The following is a 24,661-nucleotide window of genomic DNA, read 5'->3' as shown; positions in this document are numbered from 1 at the left end:
TTTTTAAACTATCAGCCTCAAAAGAAAATTATGGCTTCTGAAAAAAAACAGAACGTTAGAAAAAATATATACAAACCTTCATCCGCCGTTCCAAATTCCTCTGCAACCCCTCACGCAGAAGAAAACGAACGTCCAAAACGTATTGCTTTACCAAGTGTTTCAATAGGTAAAGGTGCCTTTAGCGATCCAAGATTTAAAACTAGTATTGGGTTATCCCTTATCTTCTTATCAATATATACTCTATTAGCCTTATTGTCTTTTGTGTTTACAGGAAAGGCCGATCAAAGTATCATAGAAAATGTGGGAGGTATTTCTAACCTTATTTCATCAGGATTAGAGGTAGAAAACTGGTTAGGGTTACTAGGTGCAGCACTTTCTCACCTACTCGTTTATAACTTATTTGGTATTGGTGCTGTATTATTGGTTCCTATGCTATTTTCTGAAGGGTACCAATTATTCACTCAGAATAAAGGAAAGATCTTTAGATTTAGAAAGATGGGATATATCTGTCTTTTCTATATGCTTTGGACGAGTTTATTCCTTGGTTATTTTGTTGTTGTCAATGATACTCCGAATATCCTAGGCTTTTTATGTGGAAACGTAGGCTATACTATCGCAGAAGGATTATATAGTATGATTGGTTTTGGTACGGTCATCTTTTTGGTATTAATGGTACTAATTCATACTGTATACATCTCCAAATTCAAGAAAGTAATTAACGTTATTGATAAAGTAACGACGAATAGATATAACAACTCTAGTTCAAATAATCTAAATGATTCTTCGGTGGAGTCGGATGATGATACTGCTGAAAGCACATTGGATCCCGCTTCTGAAATTGCCCGTTTCAATGCTGAAGCTGTTGAAGAATACGAAAGAAATCAGCAAATTCATCAGGACACTGAAAAAGAAGAAAGCGAAGATGTACAAGAGCAACCTGAGGAAGAGGATTTAGAACTTGTTTCTAAAATTGTGGAAGATCTAGAAGAGAAGCAGCAACAAAACAATACCGTTGAAGACACTGCAGTGATTCCTTCTAATAGTACTCTTCCAGAATTAAAAGAGGAAAAGAAAGAAGAAGCTCCTCAAGCAATAAAAGTAGAGCCTATTTCTGTAGATGTAAATATTCAGGTAGAGCATGTTCATCAAGGAGCGCCAAATACAGCATTACCTCCAAAAGAAAAGAAGTCTAGCCCTCAAGAAATTGAAGCTAAAGAAATAAGAGAGAAGAAAAAACAAGCAGAAATTCCTGCTCCTCAACAAGAGAAGGTAACGCCAAATACACCTCCTATTTTTGAAATTGAAGATAAGGAACCAGCTCAACCGACGACTATTGAACTTGATCCGCCAAGTGCTCCTCCTAAAAAAGATAAAACCGTAGATCCACATTCATTAAGTTCAGTGAACACCACAGATAATGTAGACAAAGCTGACCTTAACGCCTTAAACTCAATAGATGATGAGCCAGATGAATTGGTTCATGTGGAAGATATGGATGAGTATGACCCAAAATTAGATTTAAGTCATTACAGATATCCTGATTTAGACCTTTTACATCCACCAAAAGAGTCGAAAGCAAAAGTTACTAAAGAGGAACTAGAAGCCAATAAAGAAAAAATTGTCAATACTCTAAGACATTTCAAAATTGGTATTGCCTCAATTAGTGCTACAATCGGACCTACAGTAACCTTATATGAGATTGTCCCAGAAGTAGGTATCAAAATCTCAAAAATTAGAAACTTAGAGGATGATATTGCTTTAAGCCTTGCTGCTTTGGGGATCCGTATTATTGCTCCAATTCCTGGTAGGGGTACAATTGGTATTGAAGTTCCTAATAATAACCGTGAGATGGTTTCAATTTCTTCAGTGATTGCTACTGAGAAATTTGCCAAAGCAAAAATGGCTTTACCAGTTGCTTTTGGTAGAACGATTTCCAATGAAGTATTTGTAATGGACCTCGCCAAAATGCCTCACTTATTGATGGCAGGTGCTACTGGTCAAGGTAAATCTGTTGGTATTAACGTTTTACTAAGCAGCTTACTATACAGAAAACATCCATCGGAATTAAAGTTTGTGATGATTGACCCTAAGAAGGTAGAATTATCATTATTCAATAAAATAGAAAGACATTTCTTAGCAAGTTTACCGGATGCTGAAGAAGCAATTGTAACGGATACAAAGAAAGCAATTCATATTCTTAACTCTTTATGTACAGAAATGGATATGCGTTATTCATTATTGAAAGCAGCTGGAGTTAGAAACATAAAGGAATACAATGCTAAGTTCTGTCAAAGAAGATTAAATCCTAAAAAAGGACACCGCTTCTTACCTTACATCGTACTTGTTATCGATGAATTAGCAGATTTAATGATGACCGCTGGTAAGGAAATTGAAGGACCTATTGCTCGATTAGCACAGCTAGCCAGAGCCATTGGAATACACTTGGTTGTGGCAACTCAAAGACCTTCTGTTGATGTAATTACAGGTATGATTAAGGCGAACTTCCCTGCTCGATTGTCTTTTAGAGTAACATCGAAGATTGACTCAAGAACAATCCTAGATACGGGTGGCGCAGATCAGCTAATTGGTATGGGTGATATGTTATTATCGACAGGTAATGACCTTACCCGTTTACAATGTGCTTTTATTGATACTGATGAAGTAGAAAAACTTTGTGATTTCATATCAGAACAAACAGGGTTTAATACTGCTTATATGCTTCCTGAATTTGAAGAAGAGCAACCAGCACAAAAAGGCGGAGGCGGTAGCGTAGACGATAGAGATGACCTCTTTGAAGAAGCAGCTAGGCTTCTTGTGAGACATCAACAAGGTTCTACTTCTTTAATTCAGAGAAAGCTTAGTCTAGGTTACAATAGAGCCGGTAGAATAATTGACCAATTAGAAGCTGCAGGTATTGTCGGTCCTTTTGAAGGAAGTAAAGCCAGACAAGTAAATGTAAAGACTGAAATGGAGCTAGAAACGCTATTAAGCACACTTTAATGAAACTTTTTATATAGTGAGTCTCGTTAAATAAAGTCGTTGTCAAATTATTACAAGCAGAACAAACTAAAAAAATGAAATTTAAAAATATATCAATACTGTCTATTTTCGCTTTTATTCTAATGAATACATCCTCTGTTTTTGCTCAACAAGATGAAAAAGCGCAGAAGATCTTAGATCAGATGAGTGATTTCTACATCAACTTATCTGCCTTTTCAGCTGATATCCATCAAGAAGCTATTAGTACCAATGAAGGTCTTATTGGTGATATGAATATCAAAGCTCTAATCAGTGGTAATAAATACCGTATGGAGTTAGAAGGCCAAGTTATCTACAGTGATACAAAAACTGTTTACCGTTTCGATCAAGAAATGGAAGAAGTGACAATAGAAGAAGCTGACACAGAAGGAGATTTAGCAAGTTCTCCTGCAGAAATCTATCAATTATATAAAAAGAATTTCAAGTACTTATATACAGGTAATGAAGGTGGATTAGATATTATCGATTTATCACCTGAAAAAGATTCTGATATTAATTTCTTTAGAATTCGTATGTTCATTAAACCATCTACACACGAATTGGTAAAATGGGAAATGTATGAAAAAGGAAACTTAATGAAGTATGTATATACTGTTTCTAATTTCAAAAAGAATATTTCTGTTACTGAAAAAGATTTTATGTTCGACACAGCTTCTCATCCTGATGTTGAAGTTGTAGACTTACGATAGTCAAAAAATACAGAGAAAAAAACGACTTGATATTTAGTTATCAAGTCGTTTTTTTATTGCTAAATCTTACTCAGGAATATTTAAACTAAGGTTTCCCAAACCATTAAATTGCTTTAGGATATCAAGAATTTGATGTTGCTTATATCTAAAATATTCTCCGACCGTAATATTTTTCTCAAAGTTTTTTTCAAATCCAACTTTTTCAAGGTCATCCCAAGTTACAGTCTGAAACCCCATCGACCAATTAGCAAAGTTTCTTTCTTTAATCTCTCCCTCATAGATCAGTTGAACCATTTCATGCCTTGTATCCTGGCTTATAGTATTGTACAAGGATTCTACTACCTCCTTCTCTCCTTCCAATACTTGAATAAAAGTATTATTAAGTAACAACAAGATTCCTGTCACTTTTTTATCCTTATTATTGAGTCTACTTGAAGTTAGAATCTCGCTAAGCTCAGTATTAGACATGGTCTTTTTCTTTTGACTAATATATAATATTGAATTCAATGGCATAGCGTATAATATTAAACGTGTAGTCTTAATAATTTACAAAAAAGTAGAGATAAAAAAAACCTTGCTCTTTTTCTAGAACAAGGTTGATATATCTTTAAAAAGAAATACTATTTCACAGGTGCTGTAGCTTTAAACAATACTGCATCACTAGATGTCGTAATTGTATAATTAGCATCCACCAAAAGTAATACTACTTCTCCTCTTGAAATAGAAATTGAAGTATCTCCTTCAACAACTGTTGCTTCACCTTCAGAAACAATAATTATCTCTGCTGTTTTAGCAGTATACTGATACTTATCGTCTTTAGAGATTGAAATACGACTCAATTCAAAGTCAGGAGCTGGGCTCTTATAAATTCTTTCTAAACCATTCTCTTGAAGCTCTCCTTTCATAATATTAGGAATAGTCTCTTCAAAAGTCACATGCTTTAAAAGTTCTGGAACATCGATATGTTTTGGAGTTAATCCTCCTCTAAGAACATTATCAGAATTTGCCATTAACTCCATATTTTGGCCTTCCATGTATGCGTGAGGTAAACCTGCATCTTGGAAAATAGCATCACCAATATCTGCTCTAACGATATTGAAGAAATAGATAGAATAAATACCTCTATCAAGATCTGCTCCTTCAGGGTTTAAAGCTACTGATTTAGCTGTCCAATAATCTGGGGATGACTTCTCAATTTTATCTTCGTTGTAAAGCGGCATTACACGATCTACTAAAGAACGCAACTTAGTATTGATTTCTTCTGCAGAGTACTCCATTACGGTCTTATATAAACCATAATATCCTTCTTTATCGAATACCTCTGTTAAATCATTAAACTCAGGAACATTAACTAAAGTCTCTCTTAATTCTGCTTTAGGTTTAAAACCATGTAATAACCAGAATTCAGATAATGCAACCATAATCTCAGGTTTATGATTGTCATCCTTATAATTTCTATGCGATGCAGTTACAGGGATACCTTCTGCATTTTCTCTTGCAAAACCTTTTTCTGCTTCAACTTTCGTCGGATGTACTTGGATAGATAGTACATCTTTCACATCAAGAACTTTAAATAAGAAAGGTAGTCGACCGAATTTGTCATTAATGTATTTTCCAATCGTAGTCTCAGGAGAAGTTTTGATCATATTATTCAAAAACTGATCTTCGCCTACTTTGGCTGGAGCGTTATCGTGTGCACCCATCCAATATTCTGCGTAAGGTTGATCTTCTTTTTGAATTCCAATCATTTCAGGGATGAAATCTGCTCCACCCCAAGCGTAGTTCTGTACTTTCCCTTTAATAGAAAATAATTTCGTGTTAGACATTTTTTGTAGTATTGTGTATAAAAAATCTGGTAAATAACGGCGTCACGCTACTAAAATTGATTTTAGCCTATCTAAATTATATTTTTGCTAGTAGCATCGACCTTTAAGGTGCAAAAATAACAATAAATCGGTTGCGCTCTTATTAACAAAGCCTTATGGCTGAATGATTTTTATTACCATAATGAACAAATATCAAAAGTTTGATTTTAAAAAATTCTCATTAGGACAAGAGAAATGTGCAATGAAAATTGGCACCGACGGTATCCTTTTAGGTGCATGGGTTGATGTGAATTCACCGGCTGCTGTAAACATTCTTGATGTAGGTTGTGGCTCAGGGTTAATCTCATTAATGATAGCTCAACGCAATCCTTATGCTAGTATAAAAGGTATAGATATTGAAGATGGAGCAGTGGAGCAGGCAAAAGACAATGTTGATGAGTCCTCATGGGCAAAAGCTATTCAAATAGAAAAATCACCCTTACAAGAAGTAAAAAGTGATGTAGAGTATGATATTATCGTCTCCAATCCACCTTTTTTCAAAAACTCCTTAAAGTCTGATGCTGACGAAAGAAACTCTGCAAGACATACCGATACACTTTCATTATCTGATTTATTTCAAAATAGTGCAAGGCTTCTAAAGTCAGGAGGAAAATTATTCATGATTTACCCTTTTGACCAACTGGAAGACATTTATAAAATTGCTGCTTTACATGATTTTTATTTAGTAAAACAAAGAACTGTTGGTCATAATGTGAATAAGTCGCCTAAAAGAGTATTACTTTCTTTCAGTTATCAACAAAAACCTGAAAAAGTAATCAAGAAACCTTTTTATATACGTCAACCACATTCCAATGAATACTCCGATGAGTATATTGAATTAACAAAAGACTTTCATCCCTTTTTATAATGATCAACCAACAGCCTAGAATTCTCTATTTTGATGCGACAAGCTTTGATAATACGTACAAGAAACTCCAAAAAGATGTTGGAGGTGATATCTTAGACCATCAATTCATCGGTAATACGGAAATAGGCGAAATTCATCTTGAAAACTTCGATATACAATCGGGTTTTAAAGTCAGTGTCAATAGAGTTTTACTAAACCAGGATGTTGTAGTACAAAGTATCTACGATCATAATACACCACATATCTATATTACATTTCTCCGAAAAAACTCAAAATTAAGAGTTCAAAAAGGAAATGAAGAAACAAAAACCATTGCCAATGGCGGTGCACAATTCAGCATTATCCTTCATCAAGGACAAAGAGGAATGTCTATGGATATGAAAAAAGATGAAGAAGTAAGCTGGATTGGGGTAAGGTTAAAAAGAGATGACTTTCAAGGAATATTAGGGATTCCAGATATAGAAACTGGCCATTTTTTTGAAAAACTCATTAACCATATCTATTATGAAGAAAGCACACCTGAATTGGAAGATATCATAGAAGAGATTTTTCAAATACAAAAAACCACTATTGCTAGAAACGCAATCATCTTTGGCAAAGGATTAGAACTCACAGGAAAGCTTCTGAAAAAGATGATGCTTAGGTTGCATTCCAAAAAAGAAAAAAAGATCAATAAGAATGATATGTCAACCTACTTTAAAATAAAAGACTACATACTCAGTGACTACAGCAATATACCTACAACCCAAATGATCTCCCATCAATTCGGAATTGGAGAAACAAAACTAAAAGAAGAATTCAAACAAATATTTGATCAATCGATTTTTGCGTTCATAACATCACACCGAATGATGGATGCACATCGCCTTATCCGTATGACTGAGCTTACTATAGGTGAAATAGGCACAAAAGTAGGCTACAATCATTTATCAAAGTTTACAACGGCTTTTAAACGTTATTACGACTATACCCCTACAGAACTGAGAAAATCCCTCACTTTATAATTTTTTAAAACTCCCCGACCAAATTGGTAAACATTCCGACGAAATAAGTAAATCTGATTATAGTTTTTAGCGTTTTATATAACTGTAACTAAAACAAAAAAACATATTAATCATGAAATCTACTTTATCAAGAATACATACTATCCTAATCGGTCTTTTTGCTTTTGCTGCAATGTCTTCATGTAATAAATCTGATGATGAAGTTACACCAGAAGAGATCAAAACAGCCATCGCTCTAGTGAATATCGAAGAAGGTCAAACTTTCACTCTTGAAGAGGAAAGTACGATCATCACTGACGTATCTATCTCAGAAGATGGGCAGTTTTACTCAGCAAACCTAACGGCCGTAAATATTGAAACAGGAGAGACAATTGTTACTGACCTTTTAGGTCCTATTCCAGAGATGGTAAACGGAGGATTTAAAACACAAATGATTGCTACGATTTCTTTTTCTTCTCCTGGTGATTATCAAATCTTTGCTTCCTTAAAATATGAAGAGAACGGCTTAGCTACTAAACTAGCCTCTGAAGCAGTAGACGTAAATGCTGCCGCTTTAATACCAGTAGAATAAATAGTATTTAACTTAACTATCAACTAACACCAATTAATTTAACTCGATAAATCAGTGATAACTAATAAGACCTTGATATTTTGTATCAAGGTCTTATCTTTTTTAATGCTTTTCTACAAGGTAGAATCCTGCTGTTGTTACAAAGTTCCTCAACCAAGGAATATCTCCTAATACAGGAATTTTCTTTCTCGGTTTCAAACCAAACTTATATTCATAAATCGGGTTGATGAAATAAAGTGTTTTCTCAATTATACCGAACTTTTCTTTTTTACAGATACGTTCAAATCGTTCTAAGGAAATCCCTGTTTCTTTAATATCCAGTAATTCTCTCACCAATCCTTTACTCACATCTCCCCTATCCAATATAAACTTATAAATCGGCCTAGGAAGTAAGTGATAGTATGGCAACTTAGACAGTAATTTACTTTCTACAATCTGCTGATGCCCTCCAAATGGCATTTGCCAAGGTGGAAAACCAAAGAAAATTTTACCATTTTCTTTAAGAAAGGATCTAAAATAGTGGATAATTTTCTCTTGGTCAGGAATGTGCTCGATAACATCTTTAAGGATGATTAAGTCGAATCTATCTTCAAAATCGTTATCGACATTTATATCATAAACATTTTTCCCAATTACTTGGGCTTGTCCTTTCTCAATATATTCTTCTAGGAATTGATGTGCCAATTCAACTCTTGGCATACTAAGTTCTACACCTACACCAAAACATCCTTTATCTAAAAAAGCTTTAAGAACGCCTCCTTCGCCACAACCAACTTCTAAAACACGTAATCCTTTTTCAATCTTTAGTGATTGTTCAATAAAAGGTATAACATATTTATTTGCGTTATCGGTCTGCATGTTAAAATAAACTTGCTTATCCGCATGAAAATCGAAAGCCATTTTGTTTGTTACTTTTATTCTTGGATTACTTAAGAGAGACACTTTGGGTATCTTGTACCCAACCCATGTACTCACCAAAATAGTAAATTGCTACATTCATTACGACAGACCAAAATACGGCACTAAAAAACATATAGGTAATAATTCTCTCTTTTTTTTCACCAAAAGACAAAGCTATTAACATTCCTATAGGAGGACCGAATAAAATAGGCGTAAAAAAGGCAACACCTTTCATACCGTACTCTTGCCAAATCTTTACAATAAGGCGATTTCGTTTCGTAAAGAGTTTCTTTTTCTTACCACGGTTCATCCATTCCATCAGTTTTTTTCTTGCTGGTGTACCAGCATAAGTAAGTGATACCACAGTTAACATCATCCCAAGGATGGTGATAATTATGGTTTCTATCATGCTTAATCCAGTACTAAAACCCATGAGTGGGCCAAACAGAAACTTTAAGGCACTAATAGATAACAGTGATATGTATTTTGTCAACAAGTCCAACGGTATTATTACAGTTTAGCGTCGTTCATAAAACAAAAAAATAGGAAAGTTAGATCTTCTTAGATATAAAATTATTATTTATTTATTAATCTTTATTTAAAAATCACAGAATAAAATTAAAAATGACCTTTATTTAACATAGATCATATTTTCTTCAAATAACATTTCGTACTTTTGAAACACTTAATATTAACGATTGATACAAGATATGAACTTCATTGTTAGGACATTACTGATTGCTGGGACTATGCTAAGCAGTAATACAATGGAAACTTTGGCTACAACAAACTTTAGTGAAGAAATTACCACTAGCATAAATTCGACAGATTTAATCCGAGACCTGTATACAAAAACTCATGCAGAGAATTATGGTTTATCTTTTGATGCCTTTTTAGAAGGAATGACAGGATACCTCAACCTTATCAATGAGAATAAAATAAAGAATACAAGAGTTTTAAGCATTGTTGATTTCTCGCAGCCATCCAAAAATAAAAGATTATATATTTTCGATTTAATGAAAGGTGAACTACTGATCAACACATATGTTGCTCATGGTAGAAACTCTGGGTTAATGTATGCCGAGAAGTTCAGTAATATCATCAATTCCAGAAAGAGTAGTATTGGTTTTTACAAAGCTGCGGAAACGTATAGAGGCAAATATGGTTTATCTCTGAAACTGGATGGTTTACAACGACAGCTTAACCATAAAGCTCGAGAAAGAGCGATAGTGATGCACCCAGCAAAATATGTATCCAAACATTTCTTAGAGAGTAACGGATACATGGGTAGATCTTATGGATGCCCTGCTGTACCGTATAAAGAACACAAAGACATCATTCAAGCAATAAAGGGAGGTAGTGTATTCTACATTTATACTAATCAAGAATATAAAAAGGAAGAAAACCTATATTCATTGCCGGATAATACATTAGAGTTGTTATCGACATATACAGCTTCCTTCCCTTCAAAGGTTCAACCGATCGGTTTACCTGATGATATGTAATTTATTTCTTATTCAAAGACAATACCTCAGCACCAGTGTATCCTAGTGTATTTGCCTTTTGTAAGTCTGATTCTGCTTTAGATTTTTTCCCCAATTTTGCGTATGTCAGTGATCTATAATAAACGATACGCTTATCGTCAGGATTATTCTTTAAAATATCATTGAAGTACTTAAGGGCTTTCTTATAGTTTCTTTCATTATAAGAAACTATTCCTTGTACACCTTTAATTTCTTTAGAGTTTTTATTTAGTGATAGTACATCTTCAATCTGATCTTTAGCTAATTTATTTTCACCCATGATCGCAAGATTATACCCTAAAAGAACTCTTGCTGATGAATAATTAGGGTACATATCCACTGCATTTTTAAGTACCTTGTTCGATGCTGAGAGGTCGCCCATTTCCATGTAAGCTACTCCTTTTCCGTACATATCCACATACTTCGATTTACCTAAAGTTTCTAACTTCGAGAAATCTAAAATTGCTTTAGAATATTCTTTTGTCTTAATAAAAGCCCAAGCTCTTTGATGTAGCACATAACTGAAATTAGGATAAAGAGTCAATGCTTTATCATAGTCTTTCATTGCCTCATCTACTTTCTTCATTGCCATTAAAACATCTCCTCTATAAGAATATACTTTGGCTGTATTAGAAGATAAGACGATAGATCTATTTAAGTCCGCTAAGGCCTTATCATACTGCTTATTCAAGAAATAAGTATAACCCCTTTGCTGAAGTGCATATCCATATTTTGGTGAGATTTCTATTGCTTTTGAGAACTCCGTAATTGATACTTTAAACTCTTTTTTTGCTAAATAAGCATTACCTAAAAGCGAGTATAAATACGCCTCATCATTATTGATTTTTTCGGCTTCTTTTAAAGTAAAGATACTTGAATCGATTTCTCTGATTGCCAATTGTGCTTTTGCCTTCTCTAGATATGCTGTATAATAATTGGGAGCATGAGCAATTGCTGAATCATAATCAGAAATCGCTGTTTCATACCTTTTTAGATAACTAGCTAGCTTTCCTTTATTTAAATAAGCATAACTATATTCCGGTGCAATATCTGTTGCTTTTTTAAAGTCTGACTCAGCTAATTCAACTTTTCCCATTTTCACATACAACTCCCCTCTTCTACAATATGCATAAGCATAATTAGGGTGATACAGTAATGCAAGGTTATAAGCATTTAATGCTTCATCATAATTTAATGAACTCCCAAAGCAATCGCCTTTTAAACTTAGAAGTTTAATATTTTGAGGATCAATTAACAGACCTTCTTGAATACTTTCTAATGTTGAATCAATATTTGATTCTTGGGCAAAGATCTCGGCTTTATAAATGTAAGCATCAATTAACCCTGGTTCATAAGTTATCGCAGTATTAAAATCATTCACAGCATCTTTAAACTGATGCAATTTCATTAAAACATATCCTCTTCTATGATAATACATCCCTGCATTAGGTGTTATCTTCAGAACTTGGTCATAATCTTTTACAGCCTCTTCATACTTTGACTGGTTAGAGTATGCTTCAGCTCTAAACACATATGCATTAACGAAATTAGAATCTAGATCTATTGCGATGGTAAACTCATTGATGGCTTCATCAAGATTTCCTGTATTCATATGAATATACCCTTTCAAGTAGTATCCGACAGGTCTAACTGCATCAATTGTTATTGCTTGGTTGATATCCGCTATCGCAGCATCATATTTTTCTTCCTGTAAATACATTTTCGCTCTTTCTAAATAAGCGATATCATTCATCAGGTTAAAATCAATTTCTTTGCTGAAAGAAGCTATTGCTTGCTCCACTTCACCTTTTTGAGCATGTTCATACCCTTCCTGCATCCAATTCTGAGCTAGAATGGGCATTGAGGCACAAAATGTAACAATCAGTGTAAGAGTATGTTTAATAATAGCTTTCATAAATGAATAATTTAGTAGCGGGGCAGTAATTTGATTTATTCTATTATTAATAACCCACAATTGGTACCAATCGATGTTCTTATTAATAAACATTACTACTTATTTAACTTAATTTAAAGTTCTAGTAATCATACTTTTCCGCTATTCTTTTTAAAGTTTGTTCGTCTTGTATCTTAAATTTCTTTCCTTCCTTTGTGACCACTTCATCGTCTATCAATTCTTTTATCATTCTGATATATGATTCTGATGAGGTGCCAATCATGGCGGAAAGGTCTTCTCTACTTAATACCACATCGATATTACCTTGAGCGTCTTCACCAAATTCGTCTTTAATAATTAATAGTGATTCTGCTACTCTACTTCTTACCGTTTTTTGTGATAATGAAGAAACAATTTCTGTTACTTTCTTTGAACTTTGTAATGCAGTACGGATTAATTTCAGAGCAAAATCTTTATCCTGCTCTATCAACTGAAGGATTTTATTCTTATGAATAAAGCAAACTGTTGATTCTTCTATGGCAATTGCGGATATGTCGTAAGACTCCTCCAAAAGCATGGGTCTATACCCCATAATTTCACCCTGCCTTGCAAATGAGACAATTTGCTCTCTACCCATGACACCTGTTTTAGTAATCTTTACTTTTCCATTATGTAAAATATAAATACCTAATGCAGGTTGCCCTTCTCTAAAAATATTCTCTCCTTTTTTATAATTAGAAAATCCTTTGGTTGTTGATATCTCAACTAAATCATCTTCTTGTACATGTTCAAAGATGGATAATGATCTTACTGGGCATTTTAAACAGTCCGGTTTTTTGAACTTCATTTTAGCAATATATCATTAATTGATGTAATAGTAAAGTTTACATCAAGTGGATTGAATTAGAATAACATTCACATTTTCTGATTTTTATCAGGTTTTGATGGCAAATTGCACAGATTTTTCCCGAAGTGCATCTACTAATTTTGTGATATCAAATGATAAAAACACAAAAAGTTAACACTATGAACACTCAAGGAAAATTAGTTCTATTTTATTTATTCATTTTTACATTAGTTTCTTTTACTATTGTACTCACTTTAGTCTCACTGTTCTCAGGAGTTGATACCGTTATGTTTATCACATGGGTTTGTGCAGGCTTGGGAATTGGCTTTGTAGGTTTTACAGGTATGTTGGCTGACAAAAGTACAAAAGCTCAAAATAAATAGACATTATGCATGATTTAAAAGATAGAGAAGATGTTATTCTCTTGGTGAATACATTTTATGAGAAAGTAAGAGCACATGAAGAATTAGGTCCTTTCTTTGACGAAATAGTTAAAATTAATTGGGATACACATCTTCCAAGGATGTATGATTTTTGGGAAAGCAACTTATTCTTTGTTTCCAAGTACAAAGGGAATCCAGTTGTTGTACATCAAAATGTTGACAAGAAAGGAACCATTGAACAAAAACACTTTGGGTTTTGGTTACAATTATGGTTTAATACCATAGACGAACTATTTGATGGTGAAAATGCCCAACTTTTAAAATCTAGAGCTAGAAATATGTCGCATATGCTTTTCATGAAAATATTCCAGGCTAGAGATTAAATTTTCAAAATATATTTAAGCAAAATGGGTTTCTAGGTCAATTTTTAGAATTCATAAACTATCTTTATAGTAGAATATAGTTTTGAATGAAAAGAAATACGATTTTAAAATTACTTTTAACTAGCAGCATTCTCAGTTGTGGACTACTTCTTTTGTTTGCAGTGTTTTTCAGCTATTACGTTAGTTATAAAAGTGACACCTACATCTTAAACTCAAAAAATCCAGAGATCTCATGTAAAACTGGATTAATGTTAGGAACAAGCAAATTTCTGAGAAATGGATCACCCAATCCTTATTTCAATTTCAGAGTTGATGCTGCTGTACACCTAATAAAGAATAAGAAAGTAGATTTCATTATCGTAAGTGGAGACAATAAGACTGAAGATTACAACGAGCCCAAACAAATGAGAAAAGCGCTCATTACAGCAGGAGTTGATCCTAAAAAAATAGTGATGGATTATGCAGGGTTTAGAACTTTAGATTCAGTAATTAGAGCTAAAGAAGTTTTTGGTCAAGATAAGTTCATCATTATTTCACAAAAATTTCACATTGAAAGAGCCATATTTATTGGTCGAAGCCATGGAATAAATGCTTATGGATATTGTGCCAATGACGTTCCTATCGAAAAAGGATATTACGTCCACATCCGAGAAATCTTTGCTCGATTGAAGATGTTCTTAGACCTTTACATTATTCACAAAGAACCAAAGTTCTTAGGCAAGAAAGAAAAAATAGAAGATCAGTAGATGATCTTTTCGAAATAAAAATTAAGGCACCGTATTTTAAAATACGGTGCCTTAATTTTTATAATTACTATGAACCAAATGCCATAGATTTTAATTCAAAGTTAAATCCTTGAGAGATCAACTCATCGTATTTACCTTCTTCGAAAACATAATAGTAAGCACCTTTCTTAGACACTCCTTTTTGCTTTTCATCTAATTTTTTAAGTAGACCTGTAGCTAAAATTTTCTTTCTAAAGTTACGTTTATCGAATTGTTTTTGGTGAATTGCCTCGTATAATGATTGTAATTCAGGTAAAGTAAATTTCTCTGGAAGTAACTCAAAACCGATAGGTTGGTATCTTGACTTTCTTCTTAGCTTACCCCAAGACATTTGAATCATTGTTTCATGGTCAAACATTAATTTTGGTAAAGCTGTAATTGGGAACCATTGTGCTTGGTTTCTCTCTAACGTTTCTTCGTCTTGAGATTCAACCTTAATTAAAGCGTAGTACACTAATGAAATTACACGCGCCTCAGGGTCACGGTCAACCTCACCAAATGTACTTAACTGGTCCATATAAATTCTATCTAAACCTGTTTGTTTTTTTAATACACGTTCTGCTGCATAATCTAAAGATTCTCCAAAGTGAAGAAAACCTGTTGCTAAACCCCATGCCCCTTTGTAAGGATCCACTTTACGTCTAGTCAATAATACTTTTAATTCTCCTTGTTCGTATCCAAAAATTACACAATCTATTGCTAAAAGTGGCTTATAGGCACTGTTATAATATTCGTTCATATGTTATATATTCTTTAGCAGAAATTCTATTTCTGTAATGTTTATTCACTACCTAAACTGTGTAGTATTTTTATGATTTTTCGTTTTCTAAATGTAAATATAAAATTTTCCTTGAAAATAACAGTTATACTTACGTCTTATTCACTCAAATCTAATTACTAAAAAGATTCTATTAATTTTTATTTACATTTACATTATGATTTGAGAAAATTAGTTATTTTCATAAGATCAAGCTTCTTAAAAATTGAATCAACTATGACAAAACAAGCCTACATATTTCTCCTAAGCTGTTTGACTTTATACTTTTTTCCATCAAGCGTACAAGCTGATAAACTAAATGACAAAATTGACAACCTTATTGGCATCAGTCAAAAATATGCTGATGACGGTGAATACAAAAAAGCCCTAGAATGGAACTCTAAGGCATTAAATCTGGCTAAAAAAAGAGATTCCGCACTTATAGATGTACTTTATTATAGAGCACATTATCAGTTAGCTTTAACACAGTTTAAAGATTTTGAAGAGTCTACTGCTCAATTTCTAGAGATTGCACAGAAAAGAAGAAATGGAAATTTCGGGTACGTATATTCACTGCTTCTTGCAGCTGATTTGTACTTGGATTACAGTGATATAGTCACTGCAAAAAACTTATTTGAAACCGCAGAAAAGGTCTCAGAAAAAGATCAAAATGTTAAAAAATTAGCAGAAAGAGGTAAAGACTTTAACTTAATTTACAATAAAGTAAGAGCGAATATCTACCTAGAACAAGGTGTTTATGACAGCGCTCAGTTCTTTATGGCCAAGTATCAGGAATATTGTAAAGAATTTGCGACTTCTGAAAGTCAAAATATCTATCATACCAGAAGTAACAAACACTCTGATCACACCTATACTTTTAGAGAAAAGAAACGTCTTGAAAGACAATTTGCTCAATCTTTAACATTAGAAGGAAAGCTATATCGCCTCATGGGGGATTATGTTATGGCCGATTCTATCTTGATCAATGCTGAAAGATGGATTGATACTAATATTAGAAAAGATGACGAGAGCTACATTGCCAACTACCATGAAAGAACTTTAAATCTTATTGAAAGTAGAATTGATCCATTAACTCCTAAGAAAATGCTCGAGAAAAACATTTATAGAGCAGAAAGAGTATTAGGGATTAGCCATAAATTATACTTCAAAATTCAGGAAGACCTAGTAGATTACTATGCATGGCAAAGATTCCACTTCAAAGGGGATAAAACGCAATGGGAGTTTGATACAAACACTTCTTTATACTTTGGTAAAAATAGCTTGGAACAAGCAAAGTCAAACCGACTTATTGCCAAGGATGAATACTTGAAAGGTAACTTTGACAAATCGCTACGTATTATTAAAGATACTTATCAAGAGGGTAACTTACCTGAAAATCACAAAGAGTATATCCTTACAAATGAACTCCTTTATAAAGTTGCCTTAGCTGTTGAAAATGAAGTATTAGCTGAGCAAGCTTTACAAGAATATATCAATACTACCGAAAAAGTAATCGGGAAAGAATCACTTGCTTTTCATATCGCTAAAGTAGAAGAAGCAACATTCTTAACGCTACATTCTAATAATTTCCAAAGAGCAGACAGCTTATTTGCATACCACTTACCTATTATAGAAGAAAGATTAAGCCCTCATCACTACAAAAGGTTAGAGGCTGAAAAAGAAAGAGCAAATTACTTTGCTTTAATGGGTGATACTAAAAAAGCTGCAGTGTTAAGTGCTAGTATCAAAAAAGCATATGCTGATTATTATGGTACAGACCACTTGGAATATGCAGCTGGATTACAAAGTACTGCATCATATGCTATCGACTTAGGGGAATATACTGATGCAGATAGACAGATTGCCGAGTTATTGAACTTATATGAGAACCACTCTTATAGAAAAGGAACTCAAAATACAACACATGCTATTGTTTTAGAAACTGCAGCAAGGTTCCAGGCGATCACTGGTCAGTACGATGAAGCCACACAAAATTTATCGAAGGCTAATCGTTTATCTAAAAACTCTCCTGGTAAGATTGCATCTTCTCAGTTTGCAGACACCCATGCATTTGTTTACCTAAAGAAAGAATATTTCTCAGATGCAGAAAATATTATCAATAAATCTATTGAACACAGAAAAGCTAGGTTTGGAGATGAAAGTAGATTATTGATTGTTCCTTATACTCAATTAGCAAGACTCTCTTATTTAAAGGGTGATTATATAGCAGCTGATTCTATTGGCAGAAATGCTTACAACATTAGTGTTAAGACTTTTGGAGAAGGAGCAAAACAAAGTATTGATCCTTTAGAAGTCCAATCTGAGATTGCTGTTGCTATGGGTAACTATGAATTGGCCCAAGAATATACACAGAAGCAAATTGAGCTAAGTAAAAAAATCTATGGCGAACGCCATACAGAAGTAGCAAAAGGTTATACGCAATTGGCCTTGATTGGTCTTTATTTAGGTTACCCTGCCGAGGATGTGATGCACCTTTTTAAAGATGCAGTTAATATTATCGCAGTTCAACTTGGGAAAGACAATCCTGTTTTCGCCATCACACTGAAAAACTTGGCTCTTGCTAAACTTCAAGTACATGAATACGCTGAAGCAGAAGATTTACTAAAACAAGCTGATGCTATTTGGGTAGACAAATTGAAGACTGAAAATAACACCAACTCTGCTGAGATTACTTCATTGTTAGGTGATCTTGAAATGAAAAGAGAGTTCTATCATCAAGCAGAAGGTTATTATGAACGATCACAAAAAATTTACAGCCGTTTATTTACTAAAGACCACCCGTTATATGTGAAGTCTACTTTGAAGAGAAGTCAAGCATATTATGCAATGGGAGAATACAGTAAGGCAAATAAATATGCTAAAAAAGCTTTAGCTCAAAATGAAATATTCATCAACGAATACTTCCCCACTTTAAGTGCTAAGGAAAAATCTAAATACTGGCAATCGATCCAAAAGGACTATAGCTTCTTCTATACACTCGCTACAAAATACAATAAGAAAAAGCTATATGGCGATATGTATAACTATGCATTAGCTACAAAGCCACTTTTATTGAGTTCTTCAGTAAAAATTAGAAATCAGATTATGAATAGTGGTGATTCATTACTTATCAAAGATTTTGAAAATTGGGTTGAGAAGAAAGAAATTCTGACAAAGGTATTTGCCATGTCAGTTGAGCAAAGAACTGAAGAAGGAGTAAACGTTAAAACGTTAGAGAGAGAAATCAATACTTTAGAGAAAGAGTTGAGTGAAAGATCTAGTGTATTTAATGACCTTGGAAAGAAAGAATATAAGTGGAAGGATATCCAAAAGGGACTGAAAGAAGGGGAAGCAGCTATTGAAATTATTCGTTTCAGAGCATTTACTAATGTATACACAGATTCTATCTGTTATGCTGCTTTAATTCTAACTCCTGAAACTAAGTCTGCTCCTATTGTTAAGCTAATTCCAAATGGTACTCTATTGGAATCTGAAGGTTTAGGTTATTATAAGAGTAACTTAATATTCAGTTTCCCTGATGATGAATCGTACAATACGTACTGGAAACCAATTTATGAAGTGATTGGTGAAGGTACTACAGTATATTTCTCTGCCGATGGAGTTTATAACCAAATTAACTTAGAATCGATTCCTGTAGATTTAGACAAAGGTACTTATGTTATCGATCAGAACCACATCGTACTTACAAGTTCTACCACTGAGGTACTTACTAAAGGAGGAACTAAACAAGACAATATGAATGTGTCTTTATTTGGCAACCCTGTCTTCTATAAAGATTTAAAGCCTGAGCAATACAATAAGTACACAATGAGGCCAATTACTCAGCTTCCTGGTACTTATCAAGAAATCATTGCCTTGGATAAACTATTATCTTCAGAAGATCATACAAATGATGCGGTTTATTTACATAAAGATGCTACAGAAACAGCTGTAAAGAACCTACAGTCACCTAGAGTATTCCATATTGCTACTCACGGTTTCTTCCTAGATGATATTGAAAACGATGAAACAAAGTCAATTTTCAATACGCAAGAAAACATCAACCCACTTTTACGTTCTGGACTATTACTTACCAATGCAGGTGATTTAATGGAGTCTGATAATGTTTATGCTTTCAATAAAGAAGAAGGTGTATTAACGGCTTACGAAGCCATGAACCTCAACTTTGATAACACAGAACTTGTTGTATTGTCTGCATGTGAAACAGGTAAAGGTGATAACAAGGTAGGTGAAGGAGTATATGGTTTACAGCGATCATTCCTTGTAGCTGGCGCTGATAATATTATCATGAGTTTATTTGAAGTATCAGATGAGGCGACACAAAAGCTTATGACTAACTTCTATCATTTATGGTTAAAAGAAGGAAAGAACAAAAGAGAAGCCTTCTCATTAGCCAAGAAGCAATTAAGGGAAGAATATCCTGAACCAAAATACTGGGGTGCATTTATCATGATTGGTAAAATCTAGATCCACTTCAACTCAAAAAAAGGCCTATTGATATCAGTGATCAATAGGCCTTTTTTATCATATCCTAAAAATGGTGTTATAATTCAAACCATAATTTAAATTTTCGTTACTATACCTTTGTTTGATTAAATATCTCTCAAATTATTGATCAAATAATTTAAATTATCAGAAAATACTCCTAGTTTTGAACAAACATTAGTGTTTCAAGAAGATTATTTAATCAACCAATAACATGGCTTCACTAACAAAGAAAGAATTAAAGAAGAAGTACCAAGAGTACAAAGAGCAAGGACTTGCATTAGACATGACTAGAGGCAAGCCAGGTGCTGAACAATTAGATCTATCACTGCCTATGCTTGATCTTGTAACATCAAAAGATTACAAGACAGTAGCTGGTGCTGATACTCGTAATTATGGAGGCCTAGATGGTATTCCTGAAATGAAAGCCATTTTCAAGGATTTTCTTGAAGTATCTTCTACTGATGAAATTATCGTTGGAGGTAACTCATCACTGACATTAATGCATGATACTATTTCTCATGCGATTACTCATGGCTTCCCAGAAAGCAAAAAACCTTGGGGACAACAATCAAAAGTTAAGTTCCTTTGTCCTTCTCCAGGTTATGACCGTCACTTCTCTATCTGTGAGCACTTCGGTATCGAAATGATTACAGTACCAATGACTGAGAAAGGTCCTGACATGGATGTTGTAGAAAAATTGGTTGCTGAAGATAAAAGTATCAAAGGTATTTGGGTAGTACCTAAATATTCTAACCCTACAGGATTTACTTGTTCTAAAAAGACAGTGAAGCGTTTAGCAACTATGGAAACTGCAGCTAAAGACTTCCGTATCATGTGGGACAACGCTTATACAGTTCATCACTTATCGAAAGACCAAGATGAATTAGCTAACATTTTTGACGCTTGTAAAGAAGCTGGAACAGAAAATAGAGTGTTGATCTACGGATCATTCTCTAAGATCTCTTTTGCAGGTGCAGGTGTTGCTGCTATGGGTGCATCTTTAGAAAACGTCAATTGGATGAAAGGGCATTTATCAATGTCTACAATTGGTCCAGATAAATTAAATCAATTACGTCATACTCGTTTCTTCAAAGATTTCAAAGGTGTTGAAAAACACATGAAGAAACATGCTAAGATCATCGCTCCTAAGTTTGAAGCGGTAATTGAGATTCTTGAAAAAGAATTAGGTGGTAAAGACATCGCTACTTGGACACAACCAAAAGGTGGTTACTTTATTAGTTTGGATGTTCCTAAAGGATGTGCAAAAGAAGTAGTAAAATTAGCTGCTGAAGCTGGCGTTAAATTAACTGCAGCTGGAGCAACATTCCCTTACAAGAATGATCCAAAAGATGAGAATATCCGTATTGCACCAACTTTACCATCAATGGGTGAGATTAAATTAGCAATGAGAGTTCTTTGTGTTTGTGTACAATTAGCTGCTGCTAAATAGTCACAAATTAGCTTATAGATAAAAAAGCCAATCATATTCTTTTATGATTGGCTTTTTCGTTTTTTAAAAAGCTTTATTTCTTAAATTGGTGATCTAATTTCACTTGATAATTCTTAAGATCGTCTTCAATTTTTGGATCTTTCAAAACATCATAAAAATGGAAAGAAAAAGCATTTTCTAAGCCGATAAACAAATTCATTTTATGGAATCCAAACATTACTCCATTATCTACATTTGTTTGTTGAAAGATTTCTCCTTCTGTTGTGAAGGCTTCTTCAGGAGCATTCCATGTTGTTGTTAGAATATATTTCTTCCCTTTTAATAATCCTCCTGAACCATAATTTAATTTAGGAGCTGTTCTATGTCTACCATCACTTGCATAGATCTTACCAGATCCTGAAGTTAGCACCTCATCCAAATATTTTTTAAAGCCAAATGGCAAAGAGAACCACCATATTGGTGTATGATAGATAATTATATCTGCCCAAACCATTTTTGATATTTCATCTTCAATATCATACCCTTCTTCGATATGGGTATACTTAATATCAAATCCTTCTAAATTCTTAAAATAGTTTATTGTAAAGTCTGCAACGGCATTATTTAAAGTACCTCCGTTGTTCATAAATTTCTGTCCGGCGTTTATAACTAATATTTTGTTCATAGTAATTATGATGTTTTTTAACAATTAAACGTATAGCTACTCCTATACAAGTCACTTATTATAATCTATTAATATAAAAAACTGCTCTCTGGAAAGCTTAAACCCAATCACAACAAACACATCTCAAAAAATGTTTACCTTTGTCATTAAAATAGGTTCCCCAACCGTATAATTACATCTTTCAACAAACTTCGATTCATTGATCATGATAGATCATATTAAATCATTGTGGGCTAATAAAATTCAGCCTTCAATGAAAAATGTATTCAACATATTATTACTCCATAAAACGAAAGTCTTATGGATTATTCTCGGCCTAATTGGTCTTGGGTGCCTCATGCTGGTACTTTTCCTTGGTGGATTTTTTGGCACTTCTTACTCCGACGAGGAATTACTTGCTTATGAAAACGAGGTAGCTTCACTTGTCTATTCAGATGAAGGCAAACTCATCGGTAAATTTTTTGCCGAAAATAGAACGAATGTCTCATACCAAGAACTACCAACTGCTTTAGTCCATGCGTTAGTCGCTACAGAAGACGCAAGGTACTTCGAACATGAAGGAGTTGATTCTAGAAGTGTTCTAAGAGTTTTAGTAAAAAGTATCCTATTAGGTGATAAAAGTAGTGGAGGCGGTAGTACCATTACACAACAGTTGGCAAAAAACATGTATGGACGTAAGGATTACGGTCCGTTTAGTATGTTGATTAATAAATCTGGTGAAATTAAGATTGCTCATCAATTAGAAAGACTTTACAACAAAGAAGAAATCTTAAGTTTATACTTGAATACCGTTCCATTTGGTGAAAGTATCTATGGCATTGGTACTGCATCGCAACGATTTTTTAATAAAAAAGTGGAAGACCTTAAGACAGAGGAAGCTGCAGTATTAATCGGAATGTTGAAGGCTAATACATATTACAACCCAAGGCTTTATCCCGATCATGCACTGAAAAGAAGAAACGTCGTTTTAAATCAGATGCTTAGATATGACTATCTCACACAAAAAGAATACAATAAGCTTTCAAAACTTCCTCTAAAGCTTGATTATGCTAATAAAGTAAATGATGGAATAGCTGATTATTACCTTCATCAAATAAAGAAGCATGCTCAAGAGAAATTAAACGCTTACAATGAAGCCCATAATACCAATTATGATATTGAAAGTGATGGTCTTCTCATAGAAACCACCTTAAATATTGAGCTCCAACAATATGTATTAAATGCATTTAAAAAGCATTTAAGTAGAATGCAACAACTACTAAATAAGCAGTATGATTTAGCAAAGTACAAACGGTCATTAAGCTTGAGAGTAGATGCCGCTTTTGATAAATTAAACCGCCCCAACGATAAATACATGCAAGAATATTTTGATTGGGATGAAAAAAAAGCCGAAGAATTATCAGTAAAGGATAGTATACGAAAAGAAATGCTTCTGCTACATGCTGGATTTATGGCCATGGACACGAAAACAGGTGAAGTGAAAGCCTATGTAGGAGGAATTGATTTCAATAGTCATCCCTACGATCAAATCACAGCAAAAAGGCAATTGGCTTCCACCTTTAAACCCATTTTATATGCTACTGCAATTGAAGATGGGACAAAACCATGCAAGTACCTCAAAAATGAATATGAAGTCGAAAATGAAGACGATTGGAAACCTGCCAACTATAGTAAAACTGAAGGTGGAATGTATTCAGTTGCCGCTTCATTAGCTAAGTCTTTAAACATTCCAACCGTAAACTTATACAAACAAACTTCTTTCGATGATTTGCAAAATATTTGGCAAAACTTGGGCTTCTCTACTGAAATAAAAGACTTCCCTTCTACCGCATTAGGCACCATGGATGCTTCAGTATATGAACTGTGTAAAGCATATGCTGCATTTGCTAACCATGGTAAAACAGTGCAACCTGAATTTGTATTATCAATAAAAACTCCTGAAGGCAAAATTCTCTATGAAGCACCACAACATCCTGAGGCAAAACAAGTTTTTACTGAGGAAACTGCAATGCAAATGAGTGCTATTTTACAAAAAGGTATTCAACAGGGTACTGGAGCATCTATCAGAGGTCGCTACAGCATTCGTTTGCCTTTAGCTGGAAAGACAGGTACATCACAAAATTATGGTGATGCATGGTTCGCCTCATTCAGCCCAGATTTAGTAATGGTAACAAGAGTAGGTGCTTCAAGCAATGCGGTCCATTTTTCTTCAGGAAGTTATGGAGCAGGTAGTACGTTAGCTTTACCCATTACAGCATTTACTTTACAACAAATCCAGAAGGATCATCAACTAAGTACGACCTACTTTTCACCTTTTCCTGCTTTACCTCACCACCTTTCTGATTGCTTGGATTGTGAAGACTATAAAGAGGATACAGATGTAAAGATGTTTTTCAACAATATCTTCAAGACAAAATCAGCAGAAGAGAAGAAAAAGAGAAAAGAAGAACGTAAAGAGAAAAGGAAAAAGAGAAGAGAAAAAAGATATAAATCTGAATAAAAAAAGAGGAGTAAGATGATAGTTCATCTT

The 24,661-nt window shown here is 33.8% G+C and carries 20 protein-coding genes; 12 read left to right on the top strand and 8 right to left on the bottom strand.

Annotation, left to right across the window (positions count from 1 at the left end; genetic code table 11):
* Positions 1 to 30: 30 nt before the first annotated feature.
* Both QL232_RS14130 and QL232_RS14125 read left to right on the top strand, forming a co-directional pair.
* Entirely contained in the window at positions 31 to 3,000 is a 2,970-nt protein-coding gene (locus QL232_RS14130; RefSeq protein WP_281614575.1) for a DNA translocase FtsK 4TM domain-containing protein, read from the top strand.
* Between the two features lie 74 nt (positions 3,001 to 3,074).
* Positions 3,075 to 3,728, top strand: a complete 654-nt coding sequence (locus tag QL232_RS14125; protein WP_168881597.1) for an outer membrane lipoprotein carrier protein LolA — start codon at positions 3,075 to 3,077, stop codon at positions 3,726 to 3,728.
* A 66-nt stretch (positions 3,729 to 3,794) separates the two neighbouring features.
* On the opposite strand, the gene QL232_RS14120 is transcribed toward QL232_RS14125, so the two are convergent.
* A complete protein-coding gene (locus tag QL232_RS14120) occupies positions 3,795 to 4,241 on the bottom strand; it encodes a BLUF domain-containing protein (RefSeq protein ID WP_262889523.1) in 447 nt (148 codons plus the stop codon).
* A gap of 107 nt (positions 4,242 to 4,348) precedes the next feature.
* Positions 4,349 to 5,554 (bottom strand): mannose-6-phosphate isomerase, class I, encoded by a 1,206-nt coding sequence (gene manA, locus QL232_RS14115; RefSeq protein WP_281614574.1) that lies wholly within the window; start codon positions 5,552 to 5,554, stop codon positions 4,349 to 4,351.
* A 181-nt stretch (positions 5,555 to 5,735) separates the two neighbouring features.
* On the opposite strand from manA, the gene QL232_RS14110 reads away from it, so the two are divergent.
* The 3 genes from QL232_RS14110 to QL232_RS14100 all read left to right on the top strand — a co-directional run bounded on the left by QL232_RS14110 (position 5,736) and on the right by QL232_RS14100 (position 8,036).
* On the top strand, positions 5,736 to 6,461 hold the full coding sequence (locus QL232_RS14110; RefSeq protein WP_281614573.1) for a methyltransferase: 726 nt from the start codon (positions 5,736 to 5,738) through the stop codon (positions 6,459 to 6,461).
* On the top strand, positions 6,461 to 7,465 hold the full coding sequence (locus tag QL232_RS14105) for an AraC family transcriptional regulator (protein ID WP_281614572.1): 1,005 nt from the start codon (positions 6,461 to 6,463) through the stop codon (positions 7,463 to 7,465). Before QL232_RS14110 ends, QL232_RS14105 begins: the two co-directional genes overlap by 1 nt.
* 112 nt (positions 7,466 to 7,577) lie before the next feature.
* Positions 7,578 to 8,036 carry a hypothetical protein gene (locus QL232_RS14100; protein WP_168881602.1) on the top strand — a complete coding sequence of 153 codons (459 nt, stop codon included), beginning with the start codon at positions 7,578 to 7,580 and terminating at the stop codon, positions 8,034 to 8,036.
* 102 nt (positions 8,037 to 8,138) lie between these two features.
* On the opposite strand, the gene QL232_RS14095 is transcribed toward QL232_RS14100, so the two are convergent.
* Positions 8,139 to 8,936, bottom strand: coding sequence for a methyltransferase domain-containing protein (locus tag QL232_RS14095; RefSeq protein ID WP_281614571.1), 798 nt, complete (start codon positions 8,934 to 8,936; stop codon positions 8,139 to 8,141).
* Positions 8,937 to 8,961: 25 nt separating this feature from the next.
* Positions 8,962 to 9,345, bottom strand: coding sequence for a DUF4248 domain-containing protein (locus tag QL232_RS14090; RefSeq protein WP_235958268.1), 384 nt, complete (start codon positions 9,343 to 9,345; stop codon positions 8,962 to 8,964).
* Between the two features lie 301 nt (positions 9,346 to 9,646).
* Between QL232_RS14090 and QL232_RS14085 the strand changes: the two genes are divergently transcribed.
* The gene (locus tag QL232_RS14085) at positions 9,647 to 10,441 is read left to right on the top strand and encodes a murein L,D-transpeptidase catalytic domain family protein (protein WP_168881605.1); all 795 of its coding nucleotides are present in this window, start codon (positions 9,647 to 9,649) and stop codon (positions 10,439 to 10,441) included.
* A 1-nt stretch (position 10,442) separates the two neighbouring features.
* Here the strand turns inward: QL232_RS14085 and QL232_RS14080 are convergent, their stop codons facing one another.
* Both QL232_RS14080 and QL232_RS14075 read right to left on the bottom strand, forming a co-directional pair.
* Positions 10,443 to 12,374: a tetratricopeptide repeat protein gene (locus tag QL232_RS14080; RefSeq protein ID WP_281614570.1), complete on the bottom strand. Its 1,932-nt coding sequence runs from the start codon at positions 12,372 to 12,374 to the stop codon at positions 10,443 to 10,445.
* 121 nt (positions 12,375 to 12,495) lie between these two features.
* Complete coding sequence (locus tag QL232_RS14075; RefSeq protein WP_281614569.1) at positions 12,496 to 13,200, bottom strand: Crp/Fnr family transcriptional regulator; 705 nt, start codon at positions 13,198 to 13,200, stop codon at positions 12,496 to 12,498.
* A 179-nt stretch (positions 13,201 to 13,379) separates the two neighbouring features.
* Here QL232_RS14075 and QL232_RS14070 point away from each other — a divergent pair, with 179 nt between their 5' ends.
* The 3 genes from QL232_RS14070 to QL232_RS14060 all read left to right on the top strand — a co-directional run bounded on the left by QL232_RS14070 (position 13,380) and on the right by QL232_RS14060 (position 14,712).
* Positions 13,380 to 13,583, top strand: a complete 204-nt coding sequence (locus QL232_RS14070; protein WP_281614568.1) for a hypothetical protein — start codon at positions 13,380 to 13,382, stop codon at positions 13,581 to 13,583.
* A gap of 5 nt (positions 13,584 to 13,588) precedes the next feature.
* The gene (locus QL232_RS14065; protein WP_211093221.1) at positions 13,589 to 13,966 is read left to right on the top strand and encodes a group III truncated hemoglobin; all 378 of its coding nucleotides are present in this window, start codon (positions 13,589 to 13,591) and stop codon (positions 13,964 to 13,966) included.
* 248 nt (positions 13,967 to 14,214) lie between these two features.
* Positions 14,215 to 14,712: an ElyC/SanA/YdcF family protein gene (locus tag QL232_RS14060; RefSeq protein ID WP_281614567.1), complete on the top strand. Its 498-nt coding sequence runs from the start codon at positions 14,215 to 14,217 to the stop codon at positions 14,710 to 14,712.
* Between the two features lie 67 nt (positions 14,713 to 14,779).
* Here QL232_RS14060 and QL232_RS14055 read toward each other — a convergent pair whose 3' ends face one another.
* The gene (locus QL232_RS14055) at positions 14,780 to 15,490 is read right to left on the bottom strand and encodes an NUDIX domain-containing protein (RefSeq protein ID WP_168881610.1); all 711 of its coding nucleotides are present in this window, start codon (positions 15,488 to 15,490) and stop codon (positions 14,780 to 14,782) included.
* Positions 15,491 to 15,745: 255 nt separating this feature from the next.
* On the opposite strand from QL232_RS14055, the gene QL232_RS14050 reads away from it, so the two are divergent.
* Together QL232_RS14050 and QL232_RS14045 are read left to right on the top strand one after the other, a co-directional pair.
* Positions 15,746 to 19,996 (top strand): CHAT domain-containing protein, encoded by a 4,251-nt coding sequence (locus QL232_RS14050; RefSeq protein ID WP_281614566.1) that lies wholly within the window; start codon positions 15,746 to 15,748, stop codon positions 19,994 to 19,996.
* Between the two features lie 232 nt (positions 19,997 to 20,228).
* Positions 20,229 to 21,467: an aminotransferase class I/II-fold pyridoxal phosphate-dependent enzyme gene (locus QL232_RS14045; protein WP_168881612.1), complete on the top strand. Its 1,239-nt coding sequence runs from the start codon at positions 20,229 to 20,231 to the stop codon at positions 21,465 to 21,467.
* Between the two features lie 73 nt (positions 21,468 to 21,540).
* Here QL232_RS14045 and QL232_RS14040 read toward each other — a convergent pair whose 3' ends face one another.
* Positions 21,541 to 22,131 carry an NAD(P)H-dependent oxidoreductase gene (locus QL232_RS14040; RefSeq protein WP_281614565.1) on the bottom strand — a complete coding sequence of 197 codons (591 nt, stop codon included), beginning with the start codon at positions 22,129 to 22,131 and terminating at the stop codon, positions 21,541 to 21,543.
* Between the two features lie 205 nt (positions 22,132 to 22,336).
* Here QL232_RS14040 and QL232_RS14035 point away from each other — a divergent pair, with 205 nt between their 5' ends.
* A complete protein-coding gene (locus tag QL232_RS14035) occupies positions 22,337 to 24,631 on the top strand; it encodes a transglycosylase domain-containing protein (RefSeq protein ID WP_281614564.1) in 2,295 nt (764 codons plus the stop codon).
* Positions 24,632 to 24,661 lie beyond the last annotated feature (30 nt).

The sequence above is a fragment of the Flammeovirga sp. SubArs3 genome (genome assembly GCF_947387565.1).
GTDB lineage: Bacteria > Bacteroidota > Bacteroidia > Cytophagales > Flammeovirgaceae > Flammeovirga > Flammeovirga agarivorans.
The sequence above is the reverse complement of the archived record's forward strand: the minus strand, read 5'-3'. Positions and strand labels throughout refer to the sequence as shown.